This is a genomic window from Nonomuraea sp. NPDC049784 (assembly GCF_040659615.1).
GTDB lineage: Bacteria > Actinomycetota > Actinomycetes > Streptosporangiales > Streptosporangiaceae > Nonomuraea.
Window position 1 is genome coordinate 1 of sequence record NZ_JBFAMX010000121.1, and the last position, 24,153, is coordinate 24,153.

Here is a 24,153-nt window from a genome sequence, read left to right on the forward strand (position 1 = left end):
ATCGTGGCCTGGACCGCCTGGAGAACGGTGGGCCGCACGCTGCGGCCGGTCGAGGCGATCCGCGCGCGCCTGGCCGCGATCACCGTCAGCGACCTCAGCCTGAGAATGCCCGTGCCGCCGGGCGACGACGAGGTCGCCCGGCTCGTCCGCACCGCCAACCAGACCCTTGACAGGCTCGACGAGGCGGTGGCGCAGCAGCGCAGGTTCGCCTCCACCACCTCGCACGAGCTCAGGAACCCGATCGCGGGCCTGCGGCTGCAGCTGGAGGAGGCGCTGCTCCACCCTGGCGAGGTGGATCCGCACAAGGCCATCCGCTCGGCCCTCTCGGTCGCCGACCGGCTCGACGCCATCGTCAGCGACCTGCTGGTGCTCGCGCGGCTGAGCGCCGGCGACCCGGCACCGTCCGAGCTGATCGACCTCGGGCAGCTGGTGAACCAGGAGGCGCCGCGAACCGGCCGCGTGCCCGTGCGCGTCCACGCGGCCTCGGAGGTCTGGGTCTGCGGCTCCCACATCCAGCTCGTCCGGGTGCTCGGCAACCTGGTGAACAACGCGATCCGGCACGCCGGCAGCGCCGTGGACGTCTCCGTGACCGCCTCGGACGGCGAGGCCGTGATGACGGTGACGGACGACGGCGCGGGCATCGCGCCCGCCGACCGCGAACGGATCTTCGAGCGGTTCATCCGCCTCGACGACGGCCGCCGCCGCGACGCCGGCGGCAGCGGGCTGGGCCTGGCCATCTCCCGCGACATCGCCACGAGCCACGGCGGGACGCTCAAGGCCGAGGACTCGCCGAGCGGCGCCAGGTTCGTCCTGCGGCTCCCGCGCCTCGGCAGCCCCCCGGCCGAAGAACAGGTGGAACGCCCCTGCGCCGTGCTCTAGAGCACCCTGAGGTCGTCCATCGCGTCCCGGTCCCAGGCGATGCCCAGTCCGGGAACGTCAGGGGCGATGGCGTGACCGTCCTCGATCGCGAGCTCGGCCCGCGTGATGGCGCGCAGCTGCGGAATATGCTCCACGTACGCCCCCGCGGGCACCGCCGCCACCAGGCTGACGTGCAGCTCCATCAGGAAGTGCGGGCAGAGCGACACGTTGAACGCCTCCGCCAGATGCGCCACCTTCAGCCACGGCGTGATCCCACCCACCCTGGCCACGTCCGCCTGCACCACCGAGGCCGCCCCGCGCACCAGGTAGTCGCGGAACTGCCCCACCGAGTACATCGACTCTCCCACCGCCACCGGGATCGTGGTGGATCGGGCCAGCTCCCTGTGCCCCTGCACGTCGTCCGCTGGCAGCGGCTCCTCGAAGAAGTACACCTGGTACGGCTCCAGCGCGTGCGCCCGCCGCCTGGCCTCCGCGTACGTCATGGACTGGTTGGCGTCGACCATGATGTCGAGCCCTGGGCCCACGGCCGCGCGGACGGCGGCGATGCGCTCGGCGTCCTCCTCGACCCGCGGCTTGCCGATCTTGAGCTTGACGCCGCGCAGCCCGGCCTCCTGCGCCGCCAGCGCCCCGTGTACCAGGTCGTCGGTGGACAGGTGCAGCCAGCCGCCCTCGGTGTCGTACACGGGCACGGCCTGTCTGAACCCGCCCGCGAGCCGCCACAGCGGCTCGTCGGCGCGCAGGCAGCGCAGGTCCCACAGCGCCGTGTCGACGGCGGCCAGGGCGAGCGAGGTGATCGCGCCGACCGTCGTGGCCCGTGTGGCGGCGAACAGGTCGTGCCAGAGGGCCTCCACGTCGCGCGCGTCCCGGCCCTCCAGCAGGGGCAGGAGATGGTCGCGGAGCATGGACAGCACGGCGCGGCCGCCCGTGCCGATCGTGTACGAGTAGCCGGTCCCCGCGAGCCCGTCGTCCGTGCGCACCTCGACGAAGATCGTCTCCTGCTTGAGGAACGCCTGCACGGCGTCCGTTCTGACGGTCTCCACGGGGATGTCCACCAGGAACGCGTCGGCGCTGACGATTATCGGCATGTCAGGGTCCAATCTTGAGAAAGCGGTCGCGGGCGGCTGTGAGGTGGGCGCGCATCGCCTCCGAGGCCGCCTCCGGGCTGCCCGCGGCGACGGCCTCGGCGACGCGGGTGTGCTCGGCCAGCGTGGGATCTCCGGCGCGCCTGCCCGCGTACCCGATGCGGAACAGGTGCAGGTGGCCGTGCGTACGCCGGAGCGACTCCCGCAACGCCTCGCTGCCCGAGAGCTCGGCGATCAGGTCGTGGAAGCGGGTGTCGTGCTCGGCCAGGCCGTGGTACTCCTCGTACCTCGTGCCCTGGGGCGCCTGCGTAACGCTGTTCAGCTCGGCGCGCACGCGCTCGCGGGCCTCGGCCGTCACCAGCTCGGCCGCGCGTGCCGCCGCCCACGGCTCCAGGAGCAGCCGGAGCTGGTAGAGGTCGGCGATCTGGCCGGGACTCAGCTGGGGTGCCACCGAGTAGCCGCGCAGCGCCTCCTTGGTCACCAGGCCCTCGGACTCGAGCGCGGACAGCACCTCCCGCACGGGCGTCTGCGAGACGTCGAGCAGCCTGGCGACCGCATAGATGTTGACGCGGGCGCCTGCCTCGAGGTCGCCGTTCATGATCAGGCTCTTGACGCGCTCGTAGACGTCCTCGGTGAGAATGCTGCGCCGGGCGGCCGGTACGCGCCCTTTTAGGCGGTTTTCGAGCTCATTGGCCACCGTTCACGCTCCGAGGGAAGGTTTGAGAGGGTCTTGACGGGGATCGTGCGTTGTATGCAACATATCGGAAATATCCAATAGGAAATTTTACAGAGGATCGTGATGGCCACAACCCTCCGAACCAATGTCCGCGGCCGGTTGCGCTGGTACATGATCAGCTACGTCTTCGCCGGGCTCGTCATCAACTATCTCGACCGTGCCAGCCTGGGTGTGGCCCTGCCGTTCATGGGTGAGACCTTCAAGCTCTCCAAGACCGAGGAAGGCATGATCCTGGCCGCCTTCTTCTGGTCCTACGACTTCTTCCAGCTCGCCGCCGGCTGGTTCGTGGACCGATTCGGGCCGCGCAAGACGTTCACGTTCGCCTCCGTGTGGTGGTCGCTGTTCACCTCGCTGACGGCGCTGGCCGGCAGCTTCACGGCGCTCTTCGGCGTACGGCTGCTGCTCGGCGTCGGCGAGAGCCCGGCCGCCACGACCAGCGCCAAGGTCACGGGCCGGTGGTTCCCCCGGCACGAGCGAGCACTGGCCACCGGGATCTGGGACTCCGGCTCGCGGGTGGGCGGCGTCATCGCGCTGCCCGTGGTCACCGCGCTGATCGGCTGGCTGGGCTGGCGGGCGACGTTCGCGATCATCGGCGTGATCGGGCTGGCCTGGGCGGTCGGGTGGTGGCGCACGTATCGGGACCCGCAGGACCATCCGAAGATCACGGAGGAGGAGCTCAACTACCTGCGCGAGGGCGGCGCCCGCTTCGAGGGTGACGACGAGGGCGCGGCCAAGCTCCGCTGGCGGGACCTGTTCCGCTACCGCACGATCTGGGCGATGATGCTGGGCTTCTTCTGCCTCAACATGGTCGTCTACTTCTTCCTCACGTTCTTCCCGACCTACCTGGTGGAGGAGCGCGGGTTCGACCTGCTGAAGCTGGGCCTGTTCGGTGCGCTGCCGGGTCTGGTGGCCATCGGCGGCGAGTGGCTGGGCGGCTGGCTGTCGGACCGCCGCATCACCCGTGGTGACTCGCTCACCCGGGTCAGGAAGATGTTCATCTCCGGCGGCTTCCTGGTCTCGACGGTGATCGGCATCGCGGTCTGGGTGCCGGAGGCGTGGATGGCGCTGGCGCTGCTGTCGATCGCCTACGCGGGCTCGACGTTCGCCGCCTCGAACATCTGGGCGCTCCCCGCCGACGTCGCCCCTGCCGACCGGCACGTGGCCTCGATCGGCGGCATCCAGAACTTCGCCTCGAACTTCGCCGGCATCATCAGCCCCATCATGGTCGGCTTCCTGGTGGACCAGACCTCGTCGTTCGCCATCCCCCTGACGGTGATCTCGTGCGTGGCGCTGCTGGGCGCGTTCACGTACGCGGTGATCTTGAAGCGGGTCGAGCCCCTCGGCGTTCCCGAGGAAGCGTAGGGATCACGCGGGCCGGTGGAAGGTGGCGCGCCAGCGGTGGCGCTCGCCGTCGCGCAGGTCCTCGACCTCCCCCGTCTCCAGCCCGCCCGCCGCGAAGGCCGCGATCTCGGACGGGGTCAGCGGCCACGGCGGAGCGAACGCCGGCCCGCCCTCCTCCCGGCCCGACGCGATCACCAGCAGCGTGCCGCCGGGCCGTACGAAGTCCGCGACCGCGGCGATGGCCCGGGGGTGCAGCGGCTCCGGCAGCGCCTGCACGGTCATGATCTCGACCACCAGGTCGAACGCCTGCCGCCACTCGGCGGGCGGCTCCAGCAGGTCGGCGACCTGGTAACGCACCTCGCTCGCGGGGAAGCGCTCCTGGGCGAGCCGGACCGCCGACTCGCTCACGTCGAACGCCACCGTCTCGTAGCCGAGCCCCGCCACGTGCTCGGCATCGTCACCCAGCCCCGCGCCCACGACCAGCGCCCGCCCCTCCCCGGCGCGGGCCCACTCCATCAGCAGGTAGTGCGGGGAACGCGAGTCCCACGGCACGATCGCGTCTCCGCTCGCCGACTCGGCGTAGAGCCGCTCGAACCAGCCGGTCGCGTCGCCTTCGGCCAGCGACTCGGCGGCCAGCCTGATCGCGTCGGCATCCGGGTCTCGGCCTGTCATGAGTCCTCCCAGCAGGATTCCGTACGGCTCGCCACGCCCGGCCTTGGCGGCCAGTTCCACCAGATTAATCCGATCTCCGAGCGGCCCGACCAGCTCGCGCTGGGCAAAGGTGTGCTCGTGCACGTACCCCTTGCGCCGCAGCGCCACGTCGAACAGCGGGAGCAGCGCGCAGACGCCAGGCGTGGGATGTGGGCAGGGCTGGTCTTTGTGCCACCATTCGAGCTCCCCCGCCCGACCGGCGACCGCCAGCTCGACGACGTCCAGGTCGGTGGCCTGACGGTCGAGCAGCTTGGTCGCGGCCTCGATCACGCGCTCGCGCTGGTACTCGCCGACCTGGGCCCACTCCTCCGCCGGAATGTCCTCCATCCGGTATGGCCGCCCGCCCAGCGCGAACCCGCCCCGGTCGAGCACCTTATGGCTGATGACCTTCCCGAGCCGGGCGGCCAGCTTGGGGTGCACCTTCGACATCACGCCTGAAGGCACCGGCACGAGCGCCACGCCGTCGGCGACCGGCTGAGCGGTGTCCCAGTCGATCGCCTCGACCATGTCGGGAGGAGAGGGCTCGGGCTTGGCGCGGGTCAGCAGCCCGTCCCTCTGGATCTTCCACAGGAAGCTCTCGTAGACGTCCAGAGCGCCGCCCCTGCGCGAGAAGGGTCCGGCATAGCGGTTCACGTGCCAGCCGAAGGCGCCCGCCAGGAGCAGCTCGGCCCGCACGCCCGCGGTGAAACGTTCGCTGCCGACGAGGGAACGGGTCTCGGCCCAGAGCGCCTTCCGCAGCGACGCGCTCGCCTCGCCCAGCCAGGGCCAGTCCGGATGGTGCGCCATGAACAGGTGTACGGCCCAGTGTTCGTGCCAGCGCCACCGCCTGGCGGCGAGCAGCTCCCTGACCATGAGCGTGCGCAGCTCCGCCTCGTCCGCCGCGAGCAACAGCGGCAGCCCCACCAGCAGCGACGGCCTGCCCCGCTTGGCCCGGCCGCCTCGCACTTCGGCCCAGGCGGACACGTGCACCCTGGGCACGGTGTCGAATCCCGCGAGCCGCGCCGCGTCCGCCACCAGCTCCCGGAGCCGCGGCTGGTCATCCAGCGACAGCACAGGGCAGCGCCACGGGAACCGCCGCCGCCACCGGTCCGCCACGAAGGCGAACCCGCAGGCTCCGAACGCGGCGGCCACGATCAGCACAGCCTCGAAGCTCCTGAAGGCCCCGCTCGCCAGCAGCAGACCGGCGCCAAAGCCCAGGATCGCCACCACGCCGATGAGGATTTTTCCCCACTCAGGGAGGAAGCAGGACAGGAAGTTCCTCGTCAGCAGGATCCATAACACCCGCCACCGCGACAGCCGCACGGCCACCCACCCGCCTTTGATCGGGTAGGAACGTTACGCGTGGAATGACTCCTTCGCCAGCCTCCGCAGGCGAGTCTCGTCGATGTCGTGTCCCAGTCCCGACTGGGTGAGGGGCACGGCGATGACGCCCGCGTTCGCGCCGACGATCGGCTTGACGATCTGGTTCTGGCGCGGCGGCTGCGTCACGTCGCACGGCAGCGTGCAGCCGGGCAGGCTGGCGACCGCCACCGTCGCCGCCCTGGCCAATCCCGCGCCCTGGCCGCCCGCGCACTGGATGTCCCAGCCCGCCGCGGCGGCCCGGTCGTGCGCCCGGCGGGCCTCCGACAGCGAGGGGAACGAGGCAGGCCGCAGCAGCAGCACCTTGGCCGCCCGCAGCGTCAGGTAGTCGTCCAGCTCGGCGGTGGAGGCGACCTCGACCGCGACCGAGGCGGCCACCTGGTCCTGCAGCGAGGCGTGCGCGTAGACGTCGCCGGGGGCGAAGGGCCGCTCGATGACCTCCAGGCCGTAGGAGTCGAGCGCGACGAGCTGGCCGAGGTCGGAGTAGGCGTTGTCGCAGTCGACGGCCAGGGTCAGGGCCGGGTACGCCTGCCGCACCGCCCGCACGGGCTCGACGTCCCAGCCGGGCCTGATGTCCAGTGTGACGTGCCCGTACCCGGCGCAGACCTGCTGGTTGACCCGGGCCACCAGGCTCTCCACGGACGCGTCCGGGGTCAGCCGCACGGTGGCCATGAGCGAGGTGCGGGTGCCGCCGATCGCCTCGGCGAGCGGCACCCCGCGCATCCTGGTCCACAGGTCCCAGCAGGCCATGTCGACCGCCGAGTCGCCGCTCGGCACCGTGTCGGGATGCTCCCAGTCGACGCCGATCAGCAGCGCGGCCAGCGACTCCTCCAGCCTTGACCACGTCTTCGGCTGGGGGGAGGTGGTCTCGCCCCAGCCGGTCATGCCGCCGTGGTCGGTGAGCTTCACGAGCAGGGTCTCCGACCTCTTGCCGAATGGCAGGACCAGCCGGAAGACCTCAAGCTCCCGCACTCGCGGCATGTACCCCCCTTTTATGACGCGGCTCCCTCCATAGTGCCTGCTGCGCGGTGTTGTACAAAACGCGGGGCCAGCAGGAAGGCCAGGACCGCGAGCGCGACGGTGAAGGAAAGGCCGATCGCGTAGTTCTCCCCGGTGGCGGTGAACAGGGCGCCGCTGACCGCGACGGCCACCACGGTGAACACCGACTCGCCCACGCCGACGGCCGCGCTGTTCTGGCCTTCCTCGCCCTCCTTGGACATCTCCAGCACCAGCACGGACACCGTCGGGTGCAGCGCGCCGATGCCGAGCCCGGCGATGGCCATGGCCGGGTACGCGACCGCGACCGGCAGCGAGTCGACGAGCACGAGCATCACCAGAGCGATGCCGACGGCGATCATGGCGGCGCCGCCGCGGATGGCGGCCAAGTTACTGATCGTGCCGCGGCCCTTGATCCAGGAGCCGGTGGACCAGCCGAGGGCACCGACGGTGAGCACGATGCCCGCGCCGGTGGCGGTCAGGCCCCGCTCGTTGATCAGCATGAGCGGGATGAGCACCTCGGCCGCCGTCAGCGCACCGAAGGCCAGGCCGCGCAGCACGGGCGCGGTCGGCAGGCCGGGGGCGGCCCTGAGCGAGCCGGGCAGCAGCAGCCTGGGCAGGGCCACGGCCAGCAGGACGACGCCACCCAGGAGCAGCGGCAGGCCGGCGAGCTTGAGCGCGCTGCCGTACTGGATCAAGGCGGCGGCGACGGCGGTCAGTGTGGCCCAGACGAGCTTGCGACCCAGGCCAGGGGCGGGCTCGGCGCTGCCGTTCGTCACCTCGCGGCCCGCGGTGCCGCGCCAGAGCAGCAGCGCCGACGGGATGACGATCAAGGCGACGCCGATGAAGACCCACCGCCAGTCGGCGTTCTGCACCACGAAACCGGCGATGGCCGGGCCGACCATCGACGGCACCACCCAGGCGGCCGAGAACAGGGCGAACACCTTGGGATGCATGGCCCCCGGATAGACCCGGGCGACGACCACATACAGGGAGACCTGGATCAATCCTCCCCCGAGCCCCTGCACGAACCGGCCCGCGACGAACACCTCCATGTTCGGCGCGAACCCGGCCAGCAGCAGCCCGGACACGAAGCCCACCACACCCACCGCGATCGGCTGCAGCGGGCCCCGCACGTCGCTCCACCGGCCGCCCAGCACCGTCCCGATCACGCTGGCCGCCAGGGTGGCGCTGAAGGCCAGGTTGTACAGATGCATGCCGTCGAGCTCGCGGGCCACCACGGGCATCGCCGTGGCCACCGCCATCGCCTCGAAAGCCACCAGCATGACCAGCGCGACCAGCCCGATGCTGAGCGCCCGGTATTGTGCGGACACCACGCCCGCCGCAGATCTCTCAACTGTCATCGTCATACCGGGCAAACTACGGCGACCCGCACGTCAGCACATCGGGCGCGGGGCCTAGGCATTTAGGCCTAGGGCATGCGGGCCTCGATGCCGTCGAGAATCAGATCGAGGCCGTAGCGGAAGCGATCCTCGCCGTCGTCGGCGATCAACTCGTCCACGAACTTGCGGATGTGCGGGAACCGCTCCGATGGCAGCGCCCGGTAGTAATCGGAGATCTGCCTGACGAAGTGCTCGAAGTACTCCTGCGGGCTGTCCAGCCCGGCCGCGCGCATCCTCGCGTAGTGCAGAGAGCCCTCGTACGCGTCGCCGGTGACGTACAGGGATATCCGGTCCATCGACAGGGACGCGTCCCTCGGGGACATGCCGGCCTCGATCAGCAGCCCGAAGACGAACTCGCCCGCGCGGATCGAGTTCTCCCCCGACGGGATGTTGGCCAGCGCCACACGCGCCAAGTCGGAGTGGGCGGACAGCACCCGGTGGGCCTCCATGGCATATGCCCGGAGCTGCTCTTTCCACCGGCTCGGATCACGCTCGGGCAGCTCGATCTCGCCGAGCACCCGTTCGTAGATCAGCTCGAGCAGCTCCTCCTTGTTGGCCACGTGCGCGTAGAGCGAGGCGGGGCCCGTGTCGAACTCCTGGGCGACGCGTCTCATGCTCAGCGCCTCGAGCCCTTCGGCGTCGACGATCCGCAGCCCGGCCTCGACGATGAGGTCCTGGCTGAGCTGCCGTTTGAGCGCCGCCGGCTTGCGTGACTTGCGCCACGGGGGCGTGGGGAAGTCCTCGGATCCTGCCATACGCACCAGTATACGAACACTGTACTTGACACGAACAGTGTTCGCCCTTAAAACGGTGTTCGTAACGAACACTGTTCGTTCATAGAACACCGTTTTAAGGGAGTCCCCCATGACAGTTACCGCCTCAGAGGCGACGACCGAGGTCCAGCCCTACCGCTGGCGCTGGGCCGCGCTGTTCGTGATCCTGGCCGCCGAGGTCATGGATCTGCTCGACGCGCTCGTGACCACGATCTCCGCCCCCACGATCCAGAAGGACCTGGGCGGCAGCGACAGCGTCGTCCAGTGGCTCGGCGCCGGATACACCCTGGCCATGGCCGTCGGACTGATCACCGGCGGACGGCTTGGCGACCTGTTCGGCAGGAAGCGCATGTTCGTGATCGGCGCGCTCGGCTTCACCGCCGCCTCGCTGTTGTGCGGCGTCGCGGCCGGCCCCGAGATGCTGATCGTCAGCCGGGTGTTGCAGGGCCTGTTCGGAGCCGTGATGCTCCCGCAGGGCCTCGGGTTGATCAAGGAGATGTTCCCGCCGCAGGACCTGGGCAAGGCGTTCGGCATGTTCGGGCCGGTCATGACCATCTCGTCCGTGGGCGGGCCCGTGCTGGCCGGATGGCTGGTCGACGCCGACTTCTTCGGCACGGGCTGGCGCATGATCTTCCTGATCAACCTGCCGATCGGCCTGGCCGCCGCGCTGGCCGGGATGCGTTTCCTGCCCGAATACCGCGTCTCGAACGCCACCAGGCTCGACCTCGTCGGCGTCGCGCTCGTCACGATCGCCTCGTTCCTGCTGATCTACCCGCTCATCCAGGGCCGCGAGCTGGGCTGGCCCGTGTGGACGTTCGTGTCGATGGCGGCCTCGATCGTGCTGTTCGCCGTCTTCGCCCGCTACGAGTCCCGCCGCGCCGCGTCCGGCAAGGACCCGCTCGTCACGCCCGGGCTGTTCCGCAAGCGCGCCTTCACCGGCGGCCTGGTGGCCGGCCTGGCGTTCTTCTCCGGCATGATGGGCCTCGGCCTGGTCTTCAACCTCTACACCCAGCTCGGCCTCGGCTTCACCCCGCTCAAGGCCGGCCTCACCGGTCTGCCGCAGGCCATCGGCGGCGTGATCGGCTTCGGCCTGGCGATGTCCGGGCTGCAGGAGAAGCTGGGCCGCGGCCTGCTGCAGATCGGCACCGTCGTCATGGCGGCGGGCGCGGCCGTGCTCGCCCTGACCATCCACCTGGCGGGGCTCGACGTCAGCAGCTGGCAGCTGGCTCCCGGGCTCGCTCTCGTCGGCATCGGGATGGGGCTGACCATGGCGCCGTTCTTCGACATCGTGCTCGCGGGGGTCGAGCCGCACGAGTCAGGCTCCGCCTCGGGCGCGCTTACCGCGATCCAGCAGCTCGGTGGCGCGCTCGGCACCGCCGTGCTCGGCACGCTCTTCTTCCACCTCCTCGAGAGCGAGTGGAGCTTCGGCTCGTCGATGCAGGTCACCGTGTGGGTCGAGGTCGGGCTGCTGGCCCTGACCTTCGCCCTGTCGTACCTGCTCCCGCGCAAGGCCAGGCCAGATGGACTCAACCACTGACCGCGATGTGACGTTCGGCCCACTGCGCAATGTCGCGCCGCTCGATCGCGGCCGCCATCAGGTCGGGGAAGGCGTCGGGCGTGCACGCGAACGCGGGCACGCCCATCGCGGCCAGCGCGGCGGCGTTCTCGTGGTCGTAGAACGGCGCGCCCTCGTCGGAGAGCGCGAGCAGCACGATCACCTGGACGCCCGCCTGCGTCATCGCGGCCACCCTGCGCAGCATCTCCTCCCTGATGCCGCCCTCGTACAGGTCGCTGATCAGGACGAAGATCGAGTCGGTGGGCCGCGTGATGAGGCCCTGGCAGTAGGCGATGGCCCGGTTGATGTCGGTGCCGCCGCCGAGCTGGGTGCCGAACAGCAGCTCCACCGGGTCGTGCAGCTGGTCGGTGAGATCCACCACCGCCGTGTCGAACACCACCAGGGACGTCCTGAGCGACCGCATCGACGCCAGCACAGCCCCGAACACGCTGGAATACACGACCGAGGCCGCCATCGACCCGCTCTGGTCGATGCAGAGCACGACCTCGCGCTGCACCGACCGCTGTCTGCGGGCGTAGCCGACGAGCCGTGAGGGGACGACCGTGTTCTTCTCCGGCAGGTAGTTCTTGAGGTTCGCCCTGATCGTGCGGTCCCAGTCGATGTCGGCCACCCTCTTGGGGCGGTGGGTCCTGGCCGAACGGTCGAGCGCGCCGCTCAGGGCCGCCCTGGTCTTCTGGGCCAGCCTGCGTTCGAGCTCGTCCACCACCTTGCGCACCACTGCCCTGGCGGACTCGCGGGCCTGGTCGGGCATGACCCGGTTGAGCGCGAGCAGGGTGCCGACGAGGTGCACGTCCGGCTCGACGGCCTCGAGCATCTCGGGCTCCAGGAGGAGCCTGGTGAGGTTCAGCTTCTCGATGGCGTCCTTCTGCATGACCTGGACGACCGTGGACGGGAAGTACGTGCGGATGTCGCCCAGCCAGCGCGCCACCCGGGGCGCGGACGCGCCGAGCCCGCCCTCCCTGCCGCCGCCCTGGTCGTAGACGGCGGACAGCGCGGCGTCCATGCGCGCGTCCGCGCCTTCCAGCCCGCACCCGGTGCCCTCGGCGTCCCCGCCGCCCAGCACCAGCCGCCACCTGCGCAGGCGCTCGTCGTTCTCGGTCATCCGTCCGCCCTTCCGAGGATCGCGAGCACGGTCGCGACGGCCGCCGCCGCTCGCCGCTCGTCCACGTCCTGCTCCCCTGCCCGCTCGCCGCCCCCGGCTGAGCGGACGCGCTCCCCGATGGCCCTGCGCTCCGGTGCGGCGAACCCGCCGAACGTACGGCGCAGCAGCGGCAGCACGTCGGTGAACTGGTCGCCGGAGAGCCCGGTGAGCCACCCGTCCACCAGGCTCAGCAACCGGGGATCGTGCACCAGCAGCAGCCCGCCGCCCGCCAGGAATCCCTCGACCCACGCGGCCGCCCTGGCCGGGGCCTGCCCCCTGGACATGGCCCTGGCCATGCGATCGCCGGCGTCGTCGAGCTCACCTGCGTCCAGCAGGATCCTGGTGAGCCGCCCTTCGATGAGGCCGTGCAGGTCCTGCCGGTCGCTGACGCCCCGCAGGGTGGCCAGCCACCGGCCGCGCGGCGACGTGTCGCCGTCATCGCTCAAGAGGGCCACGGCCGCGTGCACCGCGTCGACGTGTTTGAGCAGGTCGGCCGCCGCGTCGTCGTCCAGCCCCGTCACCGCGACCGGCAGGCCGACGCGGATGCGGTCCAGCATCGAGCGTACGATCACCGCCAGCCCTTCGGCCGAGGTGCCGCGCACGTCGCCGTACCGGTGGGCGCGTACCATCGCGGGCAGCGCCGCCATCAGGTGCGTCACGTCGGTGTCGAGCGCCGCCTTGGCCGACAGCGCGGCCAGCACCTCGGGCAGCGCCTCCGGCAGGTCGGCCAGCAGGCACTGCTCGACCAGCGACGTCAGGTCCGCCAGAGCCGCCTTGTCCGTCGCGGCCAGGTCCCTGGCCCGCTGCGCCGCCGCCCCGGCCACCGTGGTGCCCAGGGCGGCCTGCTCGATGAGCGCCAGGTCGTGCTCGGGCCGCCACTGCAACGTCCAGGTCTCCCTGAAGGTGCCCTTCCCTCGCGACTCGCCCGGCGCTCCCCAGCCGACGCCGAGCAGCCTGAGCCGGTGCAGCAGGTGGCTGCGGTCGAGGTCGAGCGGCTTGCGCAGGTCGAGGTCGATCTCGCGGTCGAGCGCCTCCGGTTTGAGCCTGAGCCGTCGCTGCTGGTCGCGCAGGTCCCGCTGAAGCGGCACCATCGGCGTGCCGTCGGTGACGTGGCCGAGCCGGTCACCGACGACCATGCGCCGCTGGATCAGCTCGACGGCCAGGTCGTCGCCCTCGCACAGCACGGCCCTGGCCGCCTCGGTGACCTCGCCGAGCCCGGCCAGGGGCCTGCCGCGCAGGGCGGCCAGGCTGTGCGCGAGGCGTACGGACTCGATGACGTGGGCGGACGACACGGCCAGCCCCTCGTCGCGCAGCACCGCGGCGGCCTCGGCCAGCCACCGCTCCACGGGCCGGTCGGGCGCGCCGAACAGGTGGTGGTACCAGCCGGGCGAGATGATCCCCGCGCCGTAGCCGCTCCACGATGCCAGCCGTCCGTACGTCCACGGGACCCACGTCAGCTCGGCCTTGACCTTGGGGAGTCCGCGCAGGATCGCGTTGTCCTGCGCGGCGGTCGGGAGCCTGCCCGTCAGGGCCGGGACGTGCCAGGCGCCGCAGATCACCGCGATCCGGCCGTAGCCCTGCTTGATGGCCGCGCGGAGGGTCCTGCGCATGTACGCCTCGCGTCTGGCCTCCCGCTCGTCCGGCTCGTAGCCCTCGCGTACGGCGGCCATGGCCTCGGCGATCACCCCGAAGGGGGTGTCGCCTCGGTGTTCGACGACGTCCTCCCACCAGCGCTCGGGGTCGTCGTATCCGGCCGCCGCAGCGAGACTCCCGATGGGGTCCGCCCGCATGCCGTCTTCGCGGTCTTCGCGCTCCTCGTCCTCCGCTGCCAGCGAATGGGCCGCGGGGAGGTCGCAGAAGGTCACCGGGACGCCGGTGGAGGTGCCGTACAGGATGGCCTGCCACTCGGGCGAGAAGGCGGCGAACGGCCAGAACGCGGCCCGCGACGGCGCTCCGGGCACGTGGGCGAGCAGCGCGACGGGCGGCTCCAGCTCGGGAGCGAGCGCCACGAGCGCGTCGGCCTCGGGTGGCCCCTCTATGAGGATGGCGTCGGGCCGCAGGCGTTCGAGCTCCCGCCGCACAGCCCGGGCCGACCCCGGTCCGTGATGCCGCACCCCCAGCACGGAAACGCCGGCCCCGCCCACGACCAGCACACTCGCCGGGGCATCGGTGGCCGAGACGCCAGGTGTCGGGGCGGTGCTCATGAGACCTCGCGGCAGGCGCGGTAGAAGTCGCGCCAGTCGGGACGCTCGCGAACCACCGTCTCCAGGTATTCGCGCCACACCACCTGATCCGACACCGGCTCCTGCACCACCGCCCCCACGATCCCGGCGGCCACGTCGGAGGGGCGCAGCACCCCGTCGCCGAAGTGGGCCGCGAGGGCGATGCCGTTGGTGAGCACCGAGATGGCCTCGGCCGTGGACAGGGTGCCGCTGGGCGACTTGACCTTGGTACGCCCGTCCTCGGTGATGCCCGTGCGCAGCTCGCGGAAGACCGTCACCACCCGCCGGATCTCCGCCAGCCCCGTCGTGGTCTCGGGCAGCTGCAGCGCGTGCCCCAGCTCGGTGACGCGGCGCGAGACGATCTCCACCTCCTCCTCGGCCGTGGCCGGCACCGGCAGCACGACCGTGTTGAAGCGGCGGCGCAGCGCGCTGGACAGCTCGTTGACGCCCCGGTCGCGGTCGTTGGCCGTGGCGATGACGTTGAAGCCGCGCTCGGCCTGGACCTCGCGGTTGAGCTCGGGGATCGGCAGCGTCTTCTCGGACAGCACGGTGATCAGGGCGTCCTGTACGTCGGACGGCATGCGGGTGAGCTCCTCCACCCGGGCGACCCGGCCCTCGGCCATGGCGCGCATCACGGGCGACGGGGTCAGCGCCTCGATCGAAGGGCCCTCGGCCAGCAGCCTGGCATAGTTCCAGCCGTACCGGATGGCCTCCTCGGCGGTGCCGGCGGTGCCCTGCACGAGCAGCGTGGAGTCGCCGCTGATGGCGGCGGCCAGGTGCTCGGACAGCCACGTCTTCGCCGTGCCGGGCACGCCGAGCAGCAGCAGCGCGCGGTCGGTGGCCAGCGTGGCGACGGCGACCTCGACGATACGGCGGGCGCCCACGTATTTGGGGGTGATGCGGTCGCCGTCACCCAGGATGTACGTGGTCACGGCCCACGGCGACAGCTTCCAGCCGGGCGGCCTGGGCCGGTCGTCGTCCTTGGCCAGGACGGCCAGCTCCTCGGCGTACTGGTCTTCCGCGTGCGGACGCAGAACGGTCATGGGCGAAGCTCCTTGTACATGTCGGCACGGAAACGCAGCAGGGCGGCCACCTGCTGGATGGACTCCATGGGCGAGTAGCTCAGGACCAGGGGGAACAGGGCCGGGTCGATGCGCTCGCCCGCGAGCTTGACCAGCTCCCCGAGATTCCAGGGCTGCGTGGTGGCCACCTTCACGATCTTGCGGAGGACCGCCGTGGCCAGGCCCTCGCGCCAGTAGGACGACACTCCGCCCAGCACCATGATCAACTGGCTGTCCAAGTCATGCTTTTTCACGAAATCGGCGGCTAGTTCCTGCTGCTCGTCGGGCGGCAGAGAATCCAGAAGGTCAGCGATCGGGTCCCACCCGAACATCGCCCGCGCCCACTCAGGGTCCTTCTGCAGTATCGCGGCACGCACCCAGGCCGCCTTCACCTCGGCGTCCCAGTCGCGGATCCTCATCTCGAGCAGCCGCGCGGGCGGGCGGCCCCAGATCGCCAGCGGAGCACGGGCGAGGACCTGCTGCAGCCACCAGGCCCGCTCGCCGATGCCTCTGGGCGGTTTGGGGCGGATGCCGTCGCGCTCCATCGCCTTGTCGCAGTCCTTGGGGGCCTCGACGGCGATGACGTTTCCCTCGATGGTCACGCAGGCGCGCGCCCGTCCGGCCATGCGCTGGGACATGCGCGACTCGGGGAGACGGGTGAGGAGGTTGGCGGCGGCCTGGCGCACCTCTCTGCGGCGGTCGTCGAGCGCGCTCTCCAGGAACGGCTCGTCGTCCATGCTCAGCCCGTCGGCCAGCAGCTCCACGAACTCGGCCCGATCGTCGGGCGTCTCCCGCTCCCACGTGCTCTCGAGCAACTGCCTGGCCCGGGCGGGATCGGCCTCCCTGAGGGCGCGCAGGTGCGCCCGCCGGTCCGCGGCGCCGCCCAGCTCCCACGTCTCCCCGGTCGGCTCTTCGAGGAGGTAGTCCCAGGCGGGATTGAGCCCGGCCAGCCATCGCCCCCGCTGCCCGGCCAGGACCCCGAGATGCACCCGGATCGACCGGTCCCGCCGCCCTCGCTCCAGGAGCTCCGGCAGCACGTACGGTGGCACCCTCCTGCCCGCGCCGGCGGCCGCGGCCAGCCATTCGGGGAGCAGCCTCTCGTGCTCGCCACCCATGATCCGCGCCAGCCGCTCGGCCGCCCGCCTGCCCACGGCCGCCCGCTCCTCGTGGGGCGCGGGCTCCTGCCGCTCGGCCTCGCCGATCGTGCGCCCGGCTCTGCGCCGCGCCACTTCGACGGCCGCGGCTTCGAGCAGATCCCCCTGGTACGGCCTGCGATCGGTGCCCACGAGCACCGTCGACGTCAGCTCCTCCCAGCCGGTCACAGGATCACCGCCGTTCCTTCGTCGTCCCAGGTGGTCAGGGGCCGCAAGCCCAGTGGCGTCCATTCGGCGGCCACGGTGAGCGGGCGACCCCCGGAAACCGCGATCAGCCCCCACGGATCCCGCGCCGCGGGACGCAGCGGGAGGCCGCCGAGTGAGGCGCGCCCGGGCACCACCCCGGCCAGCACGAGCGGCCACGACTCGGTCCACGGATCCTCGGCCAGCGCCCGGGCCACCTCGTCGAGCGCCTCGTCCGGCGACACCCCGGGGGGCGTCCCCCCGGTCAGATCGTCCTGGTCCACGTCGTAACGTCCGGCGACGAGCGCCCTCAAGGGGGCGGCACCCGGATAGAAGGCGAGCTCGGCATCGATCGTCGTCCCGGTGACCAGAGAGGCGTCGAGCGGCTGCCCCTGCGGCGCGAACGAGAGCACCAGCGCCGGCCGTCCGGTGTGGCGCCCCCGCAGCCACACCCGCCGGGAGGTCAGCCGCTCCTGCACTTCGTCCCGCCTCCCCAGCACGTCCCACTGATCGCGCACCCCGGGCCCGGCCAGCACCTCTTCCCGGGTGACGGGAAACCCGACCCGGCTCAGAACGGTCTCGGCCAGCGCCGCGGGCAGCTCCGCCCGCCGCCGGTAGGCGACGGCGAGCAGGTGGATCAGTGCGTACTCCTCCAGCAGCCGCCCTGGCCAGTCGTCGTCCGCCCGGACCCAGGCCAGCCTGGACACGATCCCCGCCACACCGGGCGCCTGAGCGTCGATGAGCCGCTTGGCCAGCCCTTCCCATTCGTGCTCGGCGACCCCCGCCAGCCCCTGCCGCACCTGGTCGTCGAGCCACCGCTCCAGCTCGCTCAGCCCGGCGGCGACGCGACCGTGCCGTACGGACTCAGGGCGCCCCCCGGACGCGGCCTCCCCACCGGCCCGCGACCGCCCGTCCCCGGAAGCCCCGTCGTCCGAGGCGCCCCGGGCGGACTCATCCGTATCCGTCCCCTCCGCGGCCTTCTTGGCGCGAGCAGCCTCGATCTTGGCCGCTGCCTTGGCGGCGCGCTCGGCGCGCGCCTCCACCCACTCGGTCACCCACTGCGGCGCGCCCTCCTCGACAGGAAGCCCGTCAGCGGACCACATGAGGAGAAGCCCGAGGGCGTGCTTGCACGGGAACTTCCGGCTCGGGCAGCTGCACCGGTACGCGGGCTCGGCCAAATCGACGCAGGCGAGGTAGGGCCTCGCCCCGCTGCCCTTGCACTCGCCGTACAAGACCGTGCCTGTCGTGCCGCGCAACGACCATTTCCCGGGCGCCGCCACCCCTTGAGCCGCCTTCTGAGAGGACGCGTCGGGGGCAAGGGCGAGCACCTGATCACGGCTCCACCGTTCGACCACCTGCCGCAGACTAGCCACCTCGACCGACATTTCGTGTTAGGTCCGCGAGATGCCCAGCGACCGGGCACGCGTCACCCACCTTGCCCTGATTTATTGGCATAAACTGTGCCAAGTGGAGCTGCACGCGTACCCCGACGGCCCGTCCATCGAAGTGCCCGACGAGGCAGCGGCCCTCACCAGCCCGCTCGACGGGCAGCTCGTCCTGGACGGCAACCGCTTCCTGCGCAGGGACGTCAAGGGCGCCCCTGTGGCGTTCGTCGAGCGCCCGCCCGTCGCCGAGGCCCTCGACCTGCTCCCCCACCCCGAAGGCGGCTGGTTCAGGGAGACGTGGAAGACGGCCGTGACCTTCCAGCCGGACGGGTACCCGGGGTCGCGGGCCACCGCCACCGGCATCTACTTCCTGCTGCAGCCGGGCGAGGAGTCCGTGCCCCACATGGTCAGGTCGGACGAGGTCTGGCTGTGGCACCGAGGCGGCCCGCTGAGCCTGACGATCGGCGACACCACGATCACGCTGGGACCGCACGTGGAAGACGGCCAGGTCCCCCAGGCGGTCGTGCCCGGCGGTGTGTGGCAGTCGGCCCGCCCGGCCTCCGGCGAGCCGGTGCTGGTGAGCTGCATCGTCTCACCGGGCTTCGACTACGCCGACTTCACGGCATAGGGCCGGTCGGCGAGGTCGCGGACTCCCGATCGATCACCTGACCTCATCGGAATAGGGCGCGGGAGGAGACTGTTCACGCCAGCAAGTTCAGATTCGAACTTCTGGCGAAGGGATCCATCATGGAAATCGCCTTCATGCTCGTCATGAGCGTCATCGTCGGCAGCCTTCTCACCGGTGCGGTGGCCGCCGCCGTGCTGAGCGGCATCAGAGACCGCCAGTGGCCGGTGCTCCGGCGGCGGCGCGTCGTCTACCGCGGCTTCGTGCCCCGCTGACTACTCCCGCCGAGTGGCCTCCCTCACCGCCCCCAGCCGGCCCCGCGCTGAAGCACCGCGTAGCCCCACCACCACCTGGGCACGGCACCGGACGTCGGTCGAAGACAGGACGCCAAGCCCTCGGCTCAGTGGCCGGGGCTCTGGCCGCCGTCGACGGGGAGGATGGCGCCCGTGACGAACGGGGCGTTCTCGAGGTAGACCACCGCGTCGACGACGTCGCTGATCTCACCTATCCGGCCGACCGGGTGCAGGCCGGCGAGCGCCTCGTGGGTCTCCTCGGGTGCATGGGGGTCTTGATGATGCCCAGGGCGACAACGTTGCTGCGGGTACCGCGGGTGGCCGCCGCCCTGCTCGAGCATGCGCTCGACCGCGAGCTGGGTGATCCGGAAGAAGCCGTCCACATTCACGCCGAAGCCCCTGACCGGTCGCCGGAAAACTGCTGAGGTAACGTCGGCTCTCTCCTCGCACGATCAAGCCGCTCGATCAAGGAGAGACGCATGGTCCACAAAGCCGTCATCCCGGTGGCCGGTCTGGGCACGCGGCTGCTGCCGCTGACCAGGGCGCTGCCCAAGGAGATGTTGCCGATCGGCGACAAGCCCGTCATCGAGCACACCATCCGCGAGCTCGTGGATTCCGGCATCGACGAGATCACCATCGTCACCTCGCCCCGCAAGGACCTCATCCAGCGGCACTTCGCCCCCGACGCCGACCTCGAGCTCCAGCTCCGCGCCGCCGGCAAGGACGACCTGGCCGACGCGGTCGCGGAGCTGTCGTCGCTGGCCCACATCACGTACCTCTACCAGAACGGCCCGTACGGCAACGGCACCCCCGTCCTCAACGCCGCCCGCGTCATCGGCGACGAGCCGTTCATGGTGCTGTGGGCCGACGACGTGTTCGTGGCAGAGGTGCCCAGGGCCAAGCAGCTCAAGGCCGCGTACGAGGCCACGCGGGCGCCCGTGCTGGCCCTGATGCCGATGGCGGTCGAGGACGCGTCCCGGTACGGCGTGCCGATCGTCAAGGAGGACGTCGGCGGCGGCCGCCTGCTGATCTCCGGGCTGGTGGAGAAGCCGTCCCCCGAGCAGGCGCCCTCGCGCTACGCCGCCATCGGCGGGTACGTCGTCACCCCGGGCGTCGTCGAGGAGCTCCAGGAGCAGACGCGCAGGTGGCACCAGAACCCGCAGGGCGAGATCTACCTCACCGACGCCCTGCACCGGCACGCCGCGAACCACCCGGTCTACGGGCAGGTCATCGACGGCACCTGGTACGACACGGGCTCGCCGCTCAATTACCTCAAGGCCCAGTTCGCCGCCGCGCTGGCGCATCCGAGGTTCGGGCCGGAGCTGCGCAAACTCGCCCTGGAGAGCGGCTGACGCCTTGGGATTTTTCCGGCGAGATGATTGTCTGAGCGAAGGAACTATGAGGAGGGCACCGGTGAGCCGTCAGATCGTTTCCATAGTGGGTGGCAAGGAGGCGGAGGCCGTCGCCACGTACGAGTCGGCCAACCCCGCGCGCACCAGCGAGGTGGTGGCCCACGTCGGACTGGCCGACGCCGGCACGTTCGCCGCCGCCTGCCGCACGGCCAAGGAGGCCCAGCGCGAGTGGGCCAAGGTGCCCGCCCCCGTGCGCGGGCGGGTGATCGCCTCCATCGGGCGGCTGGTCGAGGCCAACGCCGAGCGGCTGGCCCACCTGGTGACCGAGGAGATCGGCAAGCCGTACGCCGAGGCCCTGGGCGAGGTGCGGGAGATCGTGGACACGTGCGACTTCTTCCTCGGCGAGGGCCGCAGGTTGTACGGGCAGACGGTCCCGTCGGAGATGCCGGACAAGAACCTGTTCACGTTCCGGAACCCCGTCGGCGTGGCGGCGGTCGTCACCGCGGGCAACTTCCCGGTCGCCGTCCCCTCGTGGTACCTCGTCCCGGCGCTGCTCTGCGGCAACGCCGTCGTCTGGAAGCCCGCCGAGTACGCCGCCGCCTCCGCGCACGCCATGTTCCAGCTCTTCGTGGCCGCCGGGCTTCCCGACGGCGTGCTGAACATCGTGTTCGCCGACGGCGCCGAGACGTTCAAGGGCCTGGACCAGGCCCTCGACGAGGGCAGCGTGCAGAAGGTCGGGTTCACCGGCTCCAGCGAGGTGGGCAGGAAGATCGGCGAGCTGACCGGGCGGCACCTGCAGTCGGCCTGCCTGGAGCTGGGCGGCAAGAACCCGATGGTGATCATGCCGGACGCCGACCTCGACCTGGCCGTCGAGGGCGCGCTGTTCTCCGGCTTCGGCACGGCCGGCCAGCGCTGCACGAGCCTGGGCACGGTGATCGTGCACGAGAGCGTGCACGACGAGTTCGTCGAGCGGTTCGCGCGGGCCGTGCGCGAGTCGAGGATCGGCCACCCCGAAGAGGACGTGCTGGCGGGTCCGCTGCTCGACCAGAAGTTCGCCGACCGGTACGAGGAGTTCCTGACCTGGATCCAGCCCCATCACAAGGTCGTGTCCGGAAATATCGGGAAAATCACTAAGGACAACCCGCACCGCGACTTCGACGGCGAGCAGGGCCTCTACTACCACCCGGTCGTCGTGGACGGCGTCCAGCCCACCGACCGCCTGTTCCTGGAGGAGACGTTCGGCCCGATCGTCGGCGTGACCACGTTCGGCACCCTCGACGAGGCCATCGAGCTGGCCAACCTGCCCGGCTACGGCCTGTCGAGCTCCATTTACACCACCGACCCGCAGCACGCCTTCCGCTTCCGCGAGGGCATCTCGGCGGGCATGGTCAGCGTCAACAACTCCACCTCGGGCGCCGAGGCCCACCTGCCGTTCGGCGGCAACGGCAAGTCGGGCAACGGCAGCCGCCAGTCGGGCATGTGGGTGCTCGACCAGTTCACCCGCTGGCAGGCGATGAACTGGGATCATTCGGGCCGTCTGCAGAAAGCCCAGATGGATGTCGCCGAAATCGCGCCGGATCTGGACTTCCGCCTGCCATAATCATCTCGTCTCGATGCAAGAACGGGCCCCTCGGCGACGAGGGGCCCGTTCTTTTCTCAGAGCGAGGGTCAGACCTGGCCGGCCTTCTCCAGAGCCGAGCAGCAGGTGTTCACCAGCAGGCGGGTGACCACGTACGGGTCGACGTTGGCGTTCGGGCGGCGGTCCTCGATGTAGCCCTTCTTCTCCACCTCGACCTGCCACGGGATACGCACGGACGCACCGCGGTCGGACACGCCGTAGCTGTACTTGTTCCACGGGGCGGTCTCGTGGGCGCCGGTCAGGCGGCTCTCGACGCCCGCGCCGTACTGCGTGATGTGCTCCATCGGCTTGTCGCCCTCACCGAGCGCCTCGCAGGCGGTGATGATGGCGTCGTAGCCCTCGCGCATGGCCTTGGTCGAGAAGTTGGTGTGCGCGCCGGCGCCGTTCCAGTCGCCGCGGGCGGGCTTGGCGTCGAGGGTGGCCTCCACGCCGAACTCCTCGGCCGTGCGGTAGAGCAGCCAGCGGGCCACCCACAGGTGGTCGGCGACCTCGAGCGGGCTGGCCGGGCCGACCTGGAACTCCCACTGGCCGGGCATGACCTCGGCGTTGATGCCGGAGATCGCCAGACCGGCGGCGAGGCAGCGGTCGAGGTGGAGCTCGACGATGTCGCGGCCGAAGATGGCGTCGGCGCCGACGCCGCAGTAGTACGGGCCCTGCGGGGCGGGGAAGCCGCCCTCGGGGAAGCCGAGCGGGCGGCTGCCCTTGAAGAACGTGTACTCCTGCTCGATGCCGAACCAGGAGTCCTGGTCTGCGTACTTCTCGGCGATCGGGCGGAGCAGGGCGCGGGTGTTGCTGACGTGCGCGTCGCCGTTGATCTCCTCGACCTCGGAGAGGACGAGGACGTTGTCACCGCCGCGAATCGGGTCGGGGCAGACGAACACCGGACGGAGCACGCGGTCCGACGAGTGACCCTCGGCCTGGTTGGTGCTGGAGCCGTCGAAGCCCCAGATCGGCGGCTCGGCCCCGTCGGCGAGGATCTTCGTCTTCGAGCGCAGCAGAGCGGTCGGCTCGGTGCCGTCGATCCAGATGTACTCAGCCTTGTAGCTCACGGCGGTCCTTTTCTCGGGGTGTTACACAGCCACGCCGAGTCTTACGGACAGCCGTTTCCCGATTTTTGCCCATATGTGAACGCCGTGTTAAGTAGGCCAGGTCTGTGTTAACGCTGGCGCACCATCCCATCGTCTACCACAGTGAGCAGGATGTTCGGGCCGTCCACTCCAGGCCGTTCGGTTCGCGGCTCCAGGACGAGGCGGGCGTGGCGTGGTTACGGCGCGAAGGGGGCGATCTCCTCCGGCGTCTTCCCCTCGAGGATCAGCACGGCCAGCGCGTCGCCGGTGAGCGGCGCCACCGTCAGCCCCGCCGCCCCGAACCCCGTCACCACGTGCAGCCCGGACACGCCCGGCAGCGCCCCGACGATCGGCAGCTCCCCCTCGGGGAGCGGCCGCAGCCCCACCCGGGTCTCGATGAGCGTCGCGTCGCCCAGCCCCGGAGCGATCCTCAGCGCGTCCGACAGGACCTGCCACTGCCCCTTGGCGGTGACGCGGGGGTCGAAGCCGCTGCCCGTCTCACGGGTCGCCCCGACCGCCACCCGCGAGTCGTCGAACCCCACCATGTAGTGGTGCGACAGCGGGTTCACCGACGGCCAGCCGCCGGTGTCCACGCCCTCGAGCCGGAGATGCGTGATCTGGCCGCGCTGCGGCTCGACCGGCACGCGGGTGCCGAGGGGCGCGAGGAGCTCGTTGGCCCAGGCGCCGGACGCCACCACGACGTCGTCGCCCGCCAGCACGTCGGCGTCCACCTGGACGCGCAGGTCGGGAAGCAGGCGGGCCCGCCCGTGCACGATGACCGCGCCGTGGTGGATCGCGCCCTGGAGCAGCGCGTCGCGCATGGTGCGCCCGTCCACCCGGGCGCCGCCCGAGACGAACACGCCCTCCAGGTCGGGGGCCAGCACGGGGATCAATGCACGTACGTCATCGACGCGCTGGACGTCCCCCATTATCCCTCCGGCCGTGCGGGCGCGCGCCTCGACGCGGGCCTGGGCCTCGGCGAGCCGGTCCGGCTCCGCGCTGACCAGCAGGGCGCCGGTGCGGCGGTAGTCGGTACGGTGGACTCCGGCCTCGGCCAGCAGCTCGATGACGCGCGGGTAGTGGGCCGCCCCCGCCGCGTACAGGTCGTAGAAGGGTCCTTCGATGGTGGAGGCCCACGGCGCGATGATGCCCGCGCTGGCGGCCGTGGCCTGCCC

The 24,153-nt window shown here is 71.1% G+C and carries 21 protein-coding genes; 7 read left to right on the forward strand and 14 right to left on the reverse strand.

Features of this window, described 5'->3' with window-relative positions:
* A partial coding sequence (locus AB0J09_RS24425) for a HAMP domain-containing sensor histidine kinase (RefSeq protein WP_360695221.1) occupies positions 1-879 on the forward strand: 879 nt, incomplete at its 5' end.
* On the opposite strand, the gene AB0J09_RS24430 is transcribed toward AB0J09_RS24425, so the two are convergent.
* On the reverse strand, positions 876-1,964 hold the full coding sequence (locus AB0J09_RS24430; protein ID WP_360695224.1) for a mandelate racemase/muconate lactonizing enzyme family protein: 1,089 nt from the start codon (positions 1,962-1,964) through the stop codon (positions 876-878). The genes AB0J09_RS24425 and AB0J09_RS24430 overlap by 4 nt on opposite strands.
* Before the next feature lies 1 nt (position 1,965).
* On the reverse strand, positions 1,966-2,658 hold the full coding sequence (locus AB0J09_RS24435; protein WP_360695227.1) for a GntR family transcriptional regulator: 693 nt from the start codon (positions 2,656-2,658) through the stop codon (positions 1,966-1,968).
* Positions 2,659-2,760: 102 nt separating this feature from the next.
* On the opposite strand from AB0J09_RS24435, the gene AB0J09_RS24440 reads away from it, so the two are divergent.
* The gene (locus AB0J09_RS24440) at positions 2,761-4,059 is read left to right on the forward strand and encodes an MFS transporter (protein WP_360695230.1); all 1,299 of its coding nucleotides are present in this window, start codon (positions 2,761-2,763) and stop codon (positions 4,057-4,059) included.
* 3 nt (positions 4,060-4,062) lie between these two features.
* On the opposite strand, the gene AB0J09_RS24445 is transcribed toward AB0J09_RS24440, so the two are convergent.
* The 4 genes from AB0J09_RS24445 to AB0J09_RS24460 form a co-directional block, all read right to left on the reverse strand.
* Entirely contained in the window at positions 4,063-6,057 is a 1,995-nt protein-coding gene (locus AB0J09_RS24445; RefSeq protein ID WP_360695233.1) for a class I SAM-dependent methyltransferase, read from the reverse strand.
* Positions 6,058-6,084: 27 nt separating this feature from the next.
* Complete coding sequence (locus tag AB0J09_RS24450) at positions 6,085-7,089, reverse strand: enolase C-terminal domain-like protein (RefSeq protein ID WP_360695235.1); 1,005 nt, start codon at positions 7,087-7,089, stop codon at positions 6,085-6,087.
* An 11-nt stretch (positions 7,090-7,100) separates the two neighbouring features.
* Positions 7,101-8,474, reverse strand: a complete 1,374-nt coding sequence (locus tag AB0J09_RS24455) for an MFS transporter (protein ID WP_360695238.1) — start codon at positions 8,472-8,474, stop codon at positions 7,101-7,103.
* Between the two features lie 62 nt (positions 8,475-8,536).
* The gene (locus tag AB0J09_RS24460) at positions 8,537-9,262 is read right to left on the reverse strand and encodes a TetR/AcrR family transcriptional regulator (RefSeq protein ID WP_360695240.1); all 726 of its coding nucleotides are present in this window, start codon (positions 9,260-9,262) and stop codon (positions 8,537-8,539) included.
* Positions 9,263-9,371: 109 nt separating this feature from the next.
* On the opposite strand from AB0J09_RS24460, the gene AB0J09_RS24465 reads away from it, so the two are divergent.
* Positions 9,372-10,817, forward strand: coding sequence for an MFS transporter (locus tag AB0J09_RS24465; RefSeq protein ID WP_360695243.1), 1,446 nt, complete (start codon positions 9,372-9,374; stop codon positions 10,815-10,817).
* Here the strand turns inward: AB0J09_RS24465 and AB0J09_RS24470 are convergent.
* The 5 genes from AB0J09_RS24470 to AB0J09_RS24490 are packed head-to-tail and all read right to left on the reverse strand — an operon-like array spanning position 10,807 to position 17,990.
* Positions 10,807-11,958 carry a VWA domain-containing protein gene (locus AB0J09_RS24470; protein ID WP_360695247.1) on the reverse strand — a complete coding sequence of 384 codons (1,152 nt, stop codon included), beginning with the start codon at positions 11,956-11,958 and terminating at the stop codon, positions 10,807-10,809. The genes AB0J09_RS24465 and AB0J09_RS24470 overlap by 11 nt on opposite strands.
* Positions 11,955-14,201, reverse strand: coding sequence for a DUF5682 family protein (locus AB0J09_RS24475; RefSeq protein ID WP_360695250.1), 2,247 nt, complete (start codon positions 14,199-14,201; stop codon positions 11,955-11,957). The genes AB0J09_RS24470 and AB0J09_RS24475 overlap by 4 nt, the downstream gene beginning before the upstream one ends.
* A complete protein-coding gene (locus tag AB0J09_RS24480; protein WP_360695253.1) occupies positions 14,198-15,262 on the reverse strand; it encodes an AAA family ATPase in 1,065 nt (354 codons plus the stop codon). Before AB0J09_RS24480 ends, AB0J09_RS24475 begins: the two co-directional genes overlap by 4 nt.
* Positions 15,259-16,602 (reverse strand): DUF5691 domain-containing protein, encoded by a 1,344-nt coding sequence (locus tag AB0J09_RS24485; RefSeq protein ID WP_360695255.1) that lies wholly within the window; start codon positions 16,600-16,602, stop codon positions 15,259-15,261. The genes AB0J09_RS24480 and AB0J09_RS24485 overlap by 4 nt, the downstream gene beginning before the upstream one ends.
* Complete coding sequence (locus AB0J09_RS24490; RefSeq protein ID WP_360695258.1) at positions 16,599-17,990, reverse strand: SWIM zinc finger family protein; 1,392 nt, start codon at positions 17,988-17,990, stop codon at positions 16,599-16,601. Before AB0J09_RS24490 ends, AB0J09_RS24485 begins: the two co-directional genes overlap by 4 nt.
* A 94-nt stretch (positions 17,991-18,084) precedes the next feature.
* Here AB0J09_RS24490 and AB0J09_RS24495 point away from each other — a divergent pair, with 94 nt between their 5' ends.
* Positions 18,085-18,630 carry a cupin domain-containing protein gene (locus AB0J09_RS24495; protein WP_360695261.1) on the forward strand — a complete coding sequence of 182 codons (546 nt, stop codon included), beginning with the start codon at positions 18,085-18,087 and terminating at the stop codon, positions 18,628-18,630.
* A gap of 119 nt (positions 18,631-18,749) precedes the next feature.
* Positions 18,750-18,902: a hypothetical protein gene (locus tag AB0J09_RS24500; protein WP_360695264.1), complete on the forward strand. Its 153-nt coding sequence runs from the start codon at positions 18,750-18,752 to the stop codon at positions 18,900-18,902.
* A 125-nt stretch (positions 18,903-19,027) separates the two neighbouring features.
* Here the strand turns inward: AB0J09_RS24500 and AB0J09_RS24505 are convergent, their stop codons facing one another.
* Positions 19,028-19,309: a hypothetical protein gene (locus AB0J09_RS24505; protein WP_360695267.1), complete on the reverse strand. Its 282-nt coding sequence runs from the start codon at positions 19,307-19,309 to the stop codon at positions 19,028-19,030.
* A gap of 90 nt (positions 19,310-19,399) precedes the next feature.
* Here AB0J09_RS24505 and AB0J09_RS24510 point away from each other — a divergent pair, with 90 nt between their 5' ends.
* Positions 19,400-20,272: a UTP--glucose-1-phosphate uridylyltransferase gene (locus AB0J09_RS24510; protein WP_360695270.1), complete on the forward strand. Its 873-nt coding sequence runs from the start codon at positions 19,400-19,402 to the stop codon at positions 20,270-20,272.
* 61 nt (positions 20,273-20,333) lie between these two features.
* The gene (locus AB0J09_RS24515; RefSeq protein ID WP_360695274.1) at positions 20,334-21,872 is read left to right on the forward strand and encodes an aldehyde dehydrogenase family protein; all 1,539 of its coding nucleotides are present in this window, start codon (positions 20,334-20,336) and stop codon (positions 21,870-21,872) included.
* Positions 21,873-21,940: 68 nt separating this feature from the next.
* Here the strand turns inward: AB0J09_RS24515 and glnII are convergent, their stop codons facing one another.
* Both glnII and AB0J09_RS24525 read right to left on the reverse strand, forming a co-directional pair.
* Positions 21,941-22,960 (reverse strand): glutamine synthetase, encoded by a 1,020-nt coding sequence (glnII, locus tag AB0J09_RS24520; RefSeq protein ID WP_360695277.1) that lies wholly within the window; start codon positions 22,958-22,960, stop codon positions 21,941-21,943.
* Positions 22,961-23,175: 215 nt separating this feature from the next.
* Positions 23,176-24,153, reverse strand: a 978-nt coding sequence (locus tag AB0J09_RS24525) for an FAD-dependent oxidoreductase (protein WP_360695280.1), incomplete at its 5' end; no start/stop codon positions are given.

Excerpts from the sequence above, each read along its gene's own strand:
- AB0J09_RS24430 (WP_360695224.1), bottom strand. The coding sequence starts at position 1,964 with ATGCCGATAATCGTCAGCGCCGACGCGTTCCTGGTGGACATCCCCGTG.
- AB0J09_RS24440 (WP_360695230.1), top strand. The coding sequence starts at position 2,761 with ATGGCCACAACCCTCCGAACCAATGTCCGCGGCCGGTTGCGCTGGTAC.
- AB0J09_RS24450 (WP_360695235.1), bottom strand. The coding sequence starts at position 7,089 with ATGCCGCGAGTGCGGGAGCTTGAGGTCTTCCGGCTGGTCCTGCCATTC.
- AB0J09_RS24455 (WP_360695238.1), bottom strand. The coding sequence starts at position 8,474 with ATGACGATGACAGTTGAGAGATCTGCGGCGGGCGTGGTGTCCGCACAA.
- AB0J09_RS24460 (WP_360695240.1), bottom strand. The coding sequence starts at position 9,262 with ATGGCAGGATCCGAGGACTTCCCCACGCCCCCGTGGCGCAAGTCACGC.
- AB0J09_RS24465 (WP_360695243.1), top strand. The coding sequence starts at position 9,372 with ATGACAGTTACCGCCTCAGAGGCGACGACCGAGGTCCAGCCCTACCGC.
- AB0J09_RS24470 (WP_360695247.1), bottom strand. The coding sequence starts at position 11,958 with ATGACCGAGAACGACGAGCGCCTGCGCAGGTGGCGGCTGGTGCTGGGC.
- AB0J09_RS24475 (WP_360695250.1), bottom strand. The coding sequence starts at position 14,201 with ATGAGCACCGCCCCGACACCTGGCGTCTCGGCCACCGATGCCCCGGCG.
- AB0J09_RS24480 (WP_360695253.1), bottom strand. The coding sequence starts at position 15,262 with ATGACCGTTCTGCGTCCGCACGCGGAAGACCAGTACGCCGAGGAGCTG.
- AB0J09_RS24500 (WP_360695264.1), top strand. The coding sequence starts at position 18,750 with ATGGAAATCGCCTTCATGCTCGTCATGAGCGTCATCGTCGGCAGCCTT.
- AB0J09_RS24510 (WP_360695270.1), top strand. The coding sequence starts at position 19,400 with ATGGTCCACAAAGCCGTCATCCCGGTGGCCGGTCTGGGCACGCGGCTG.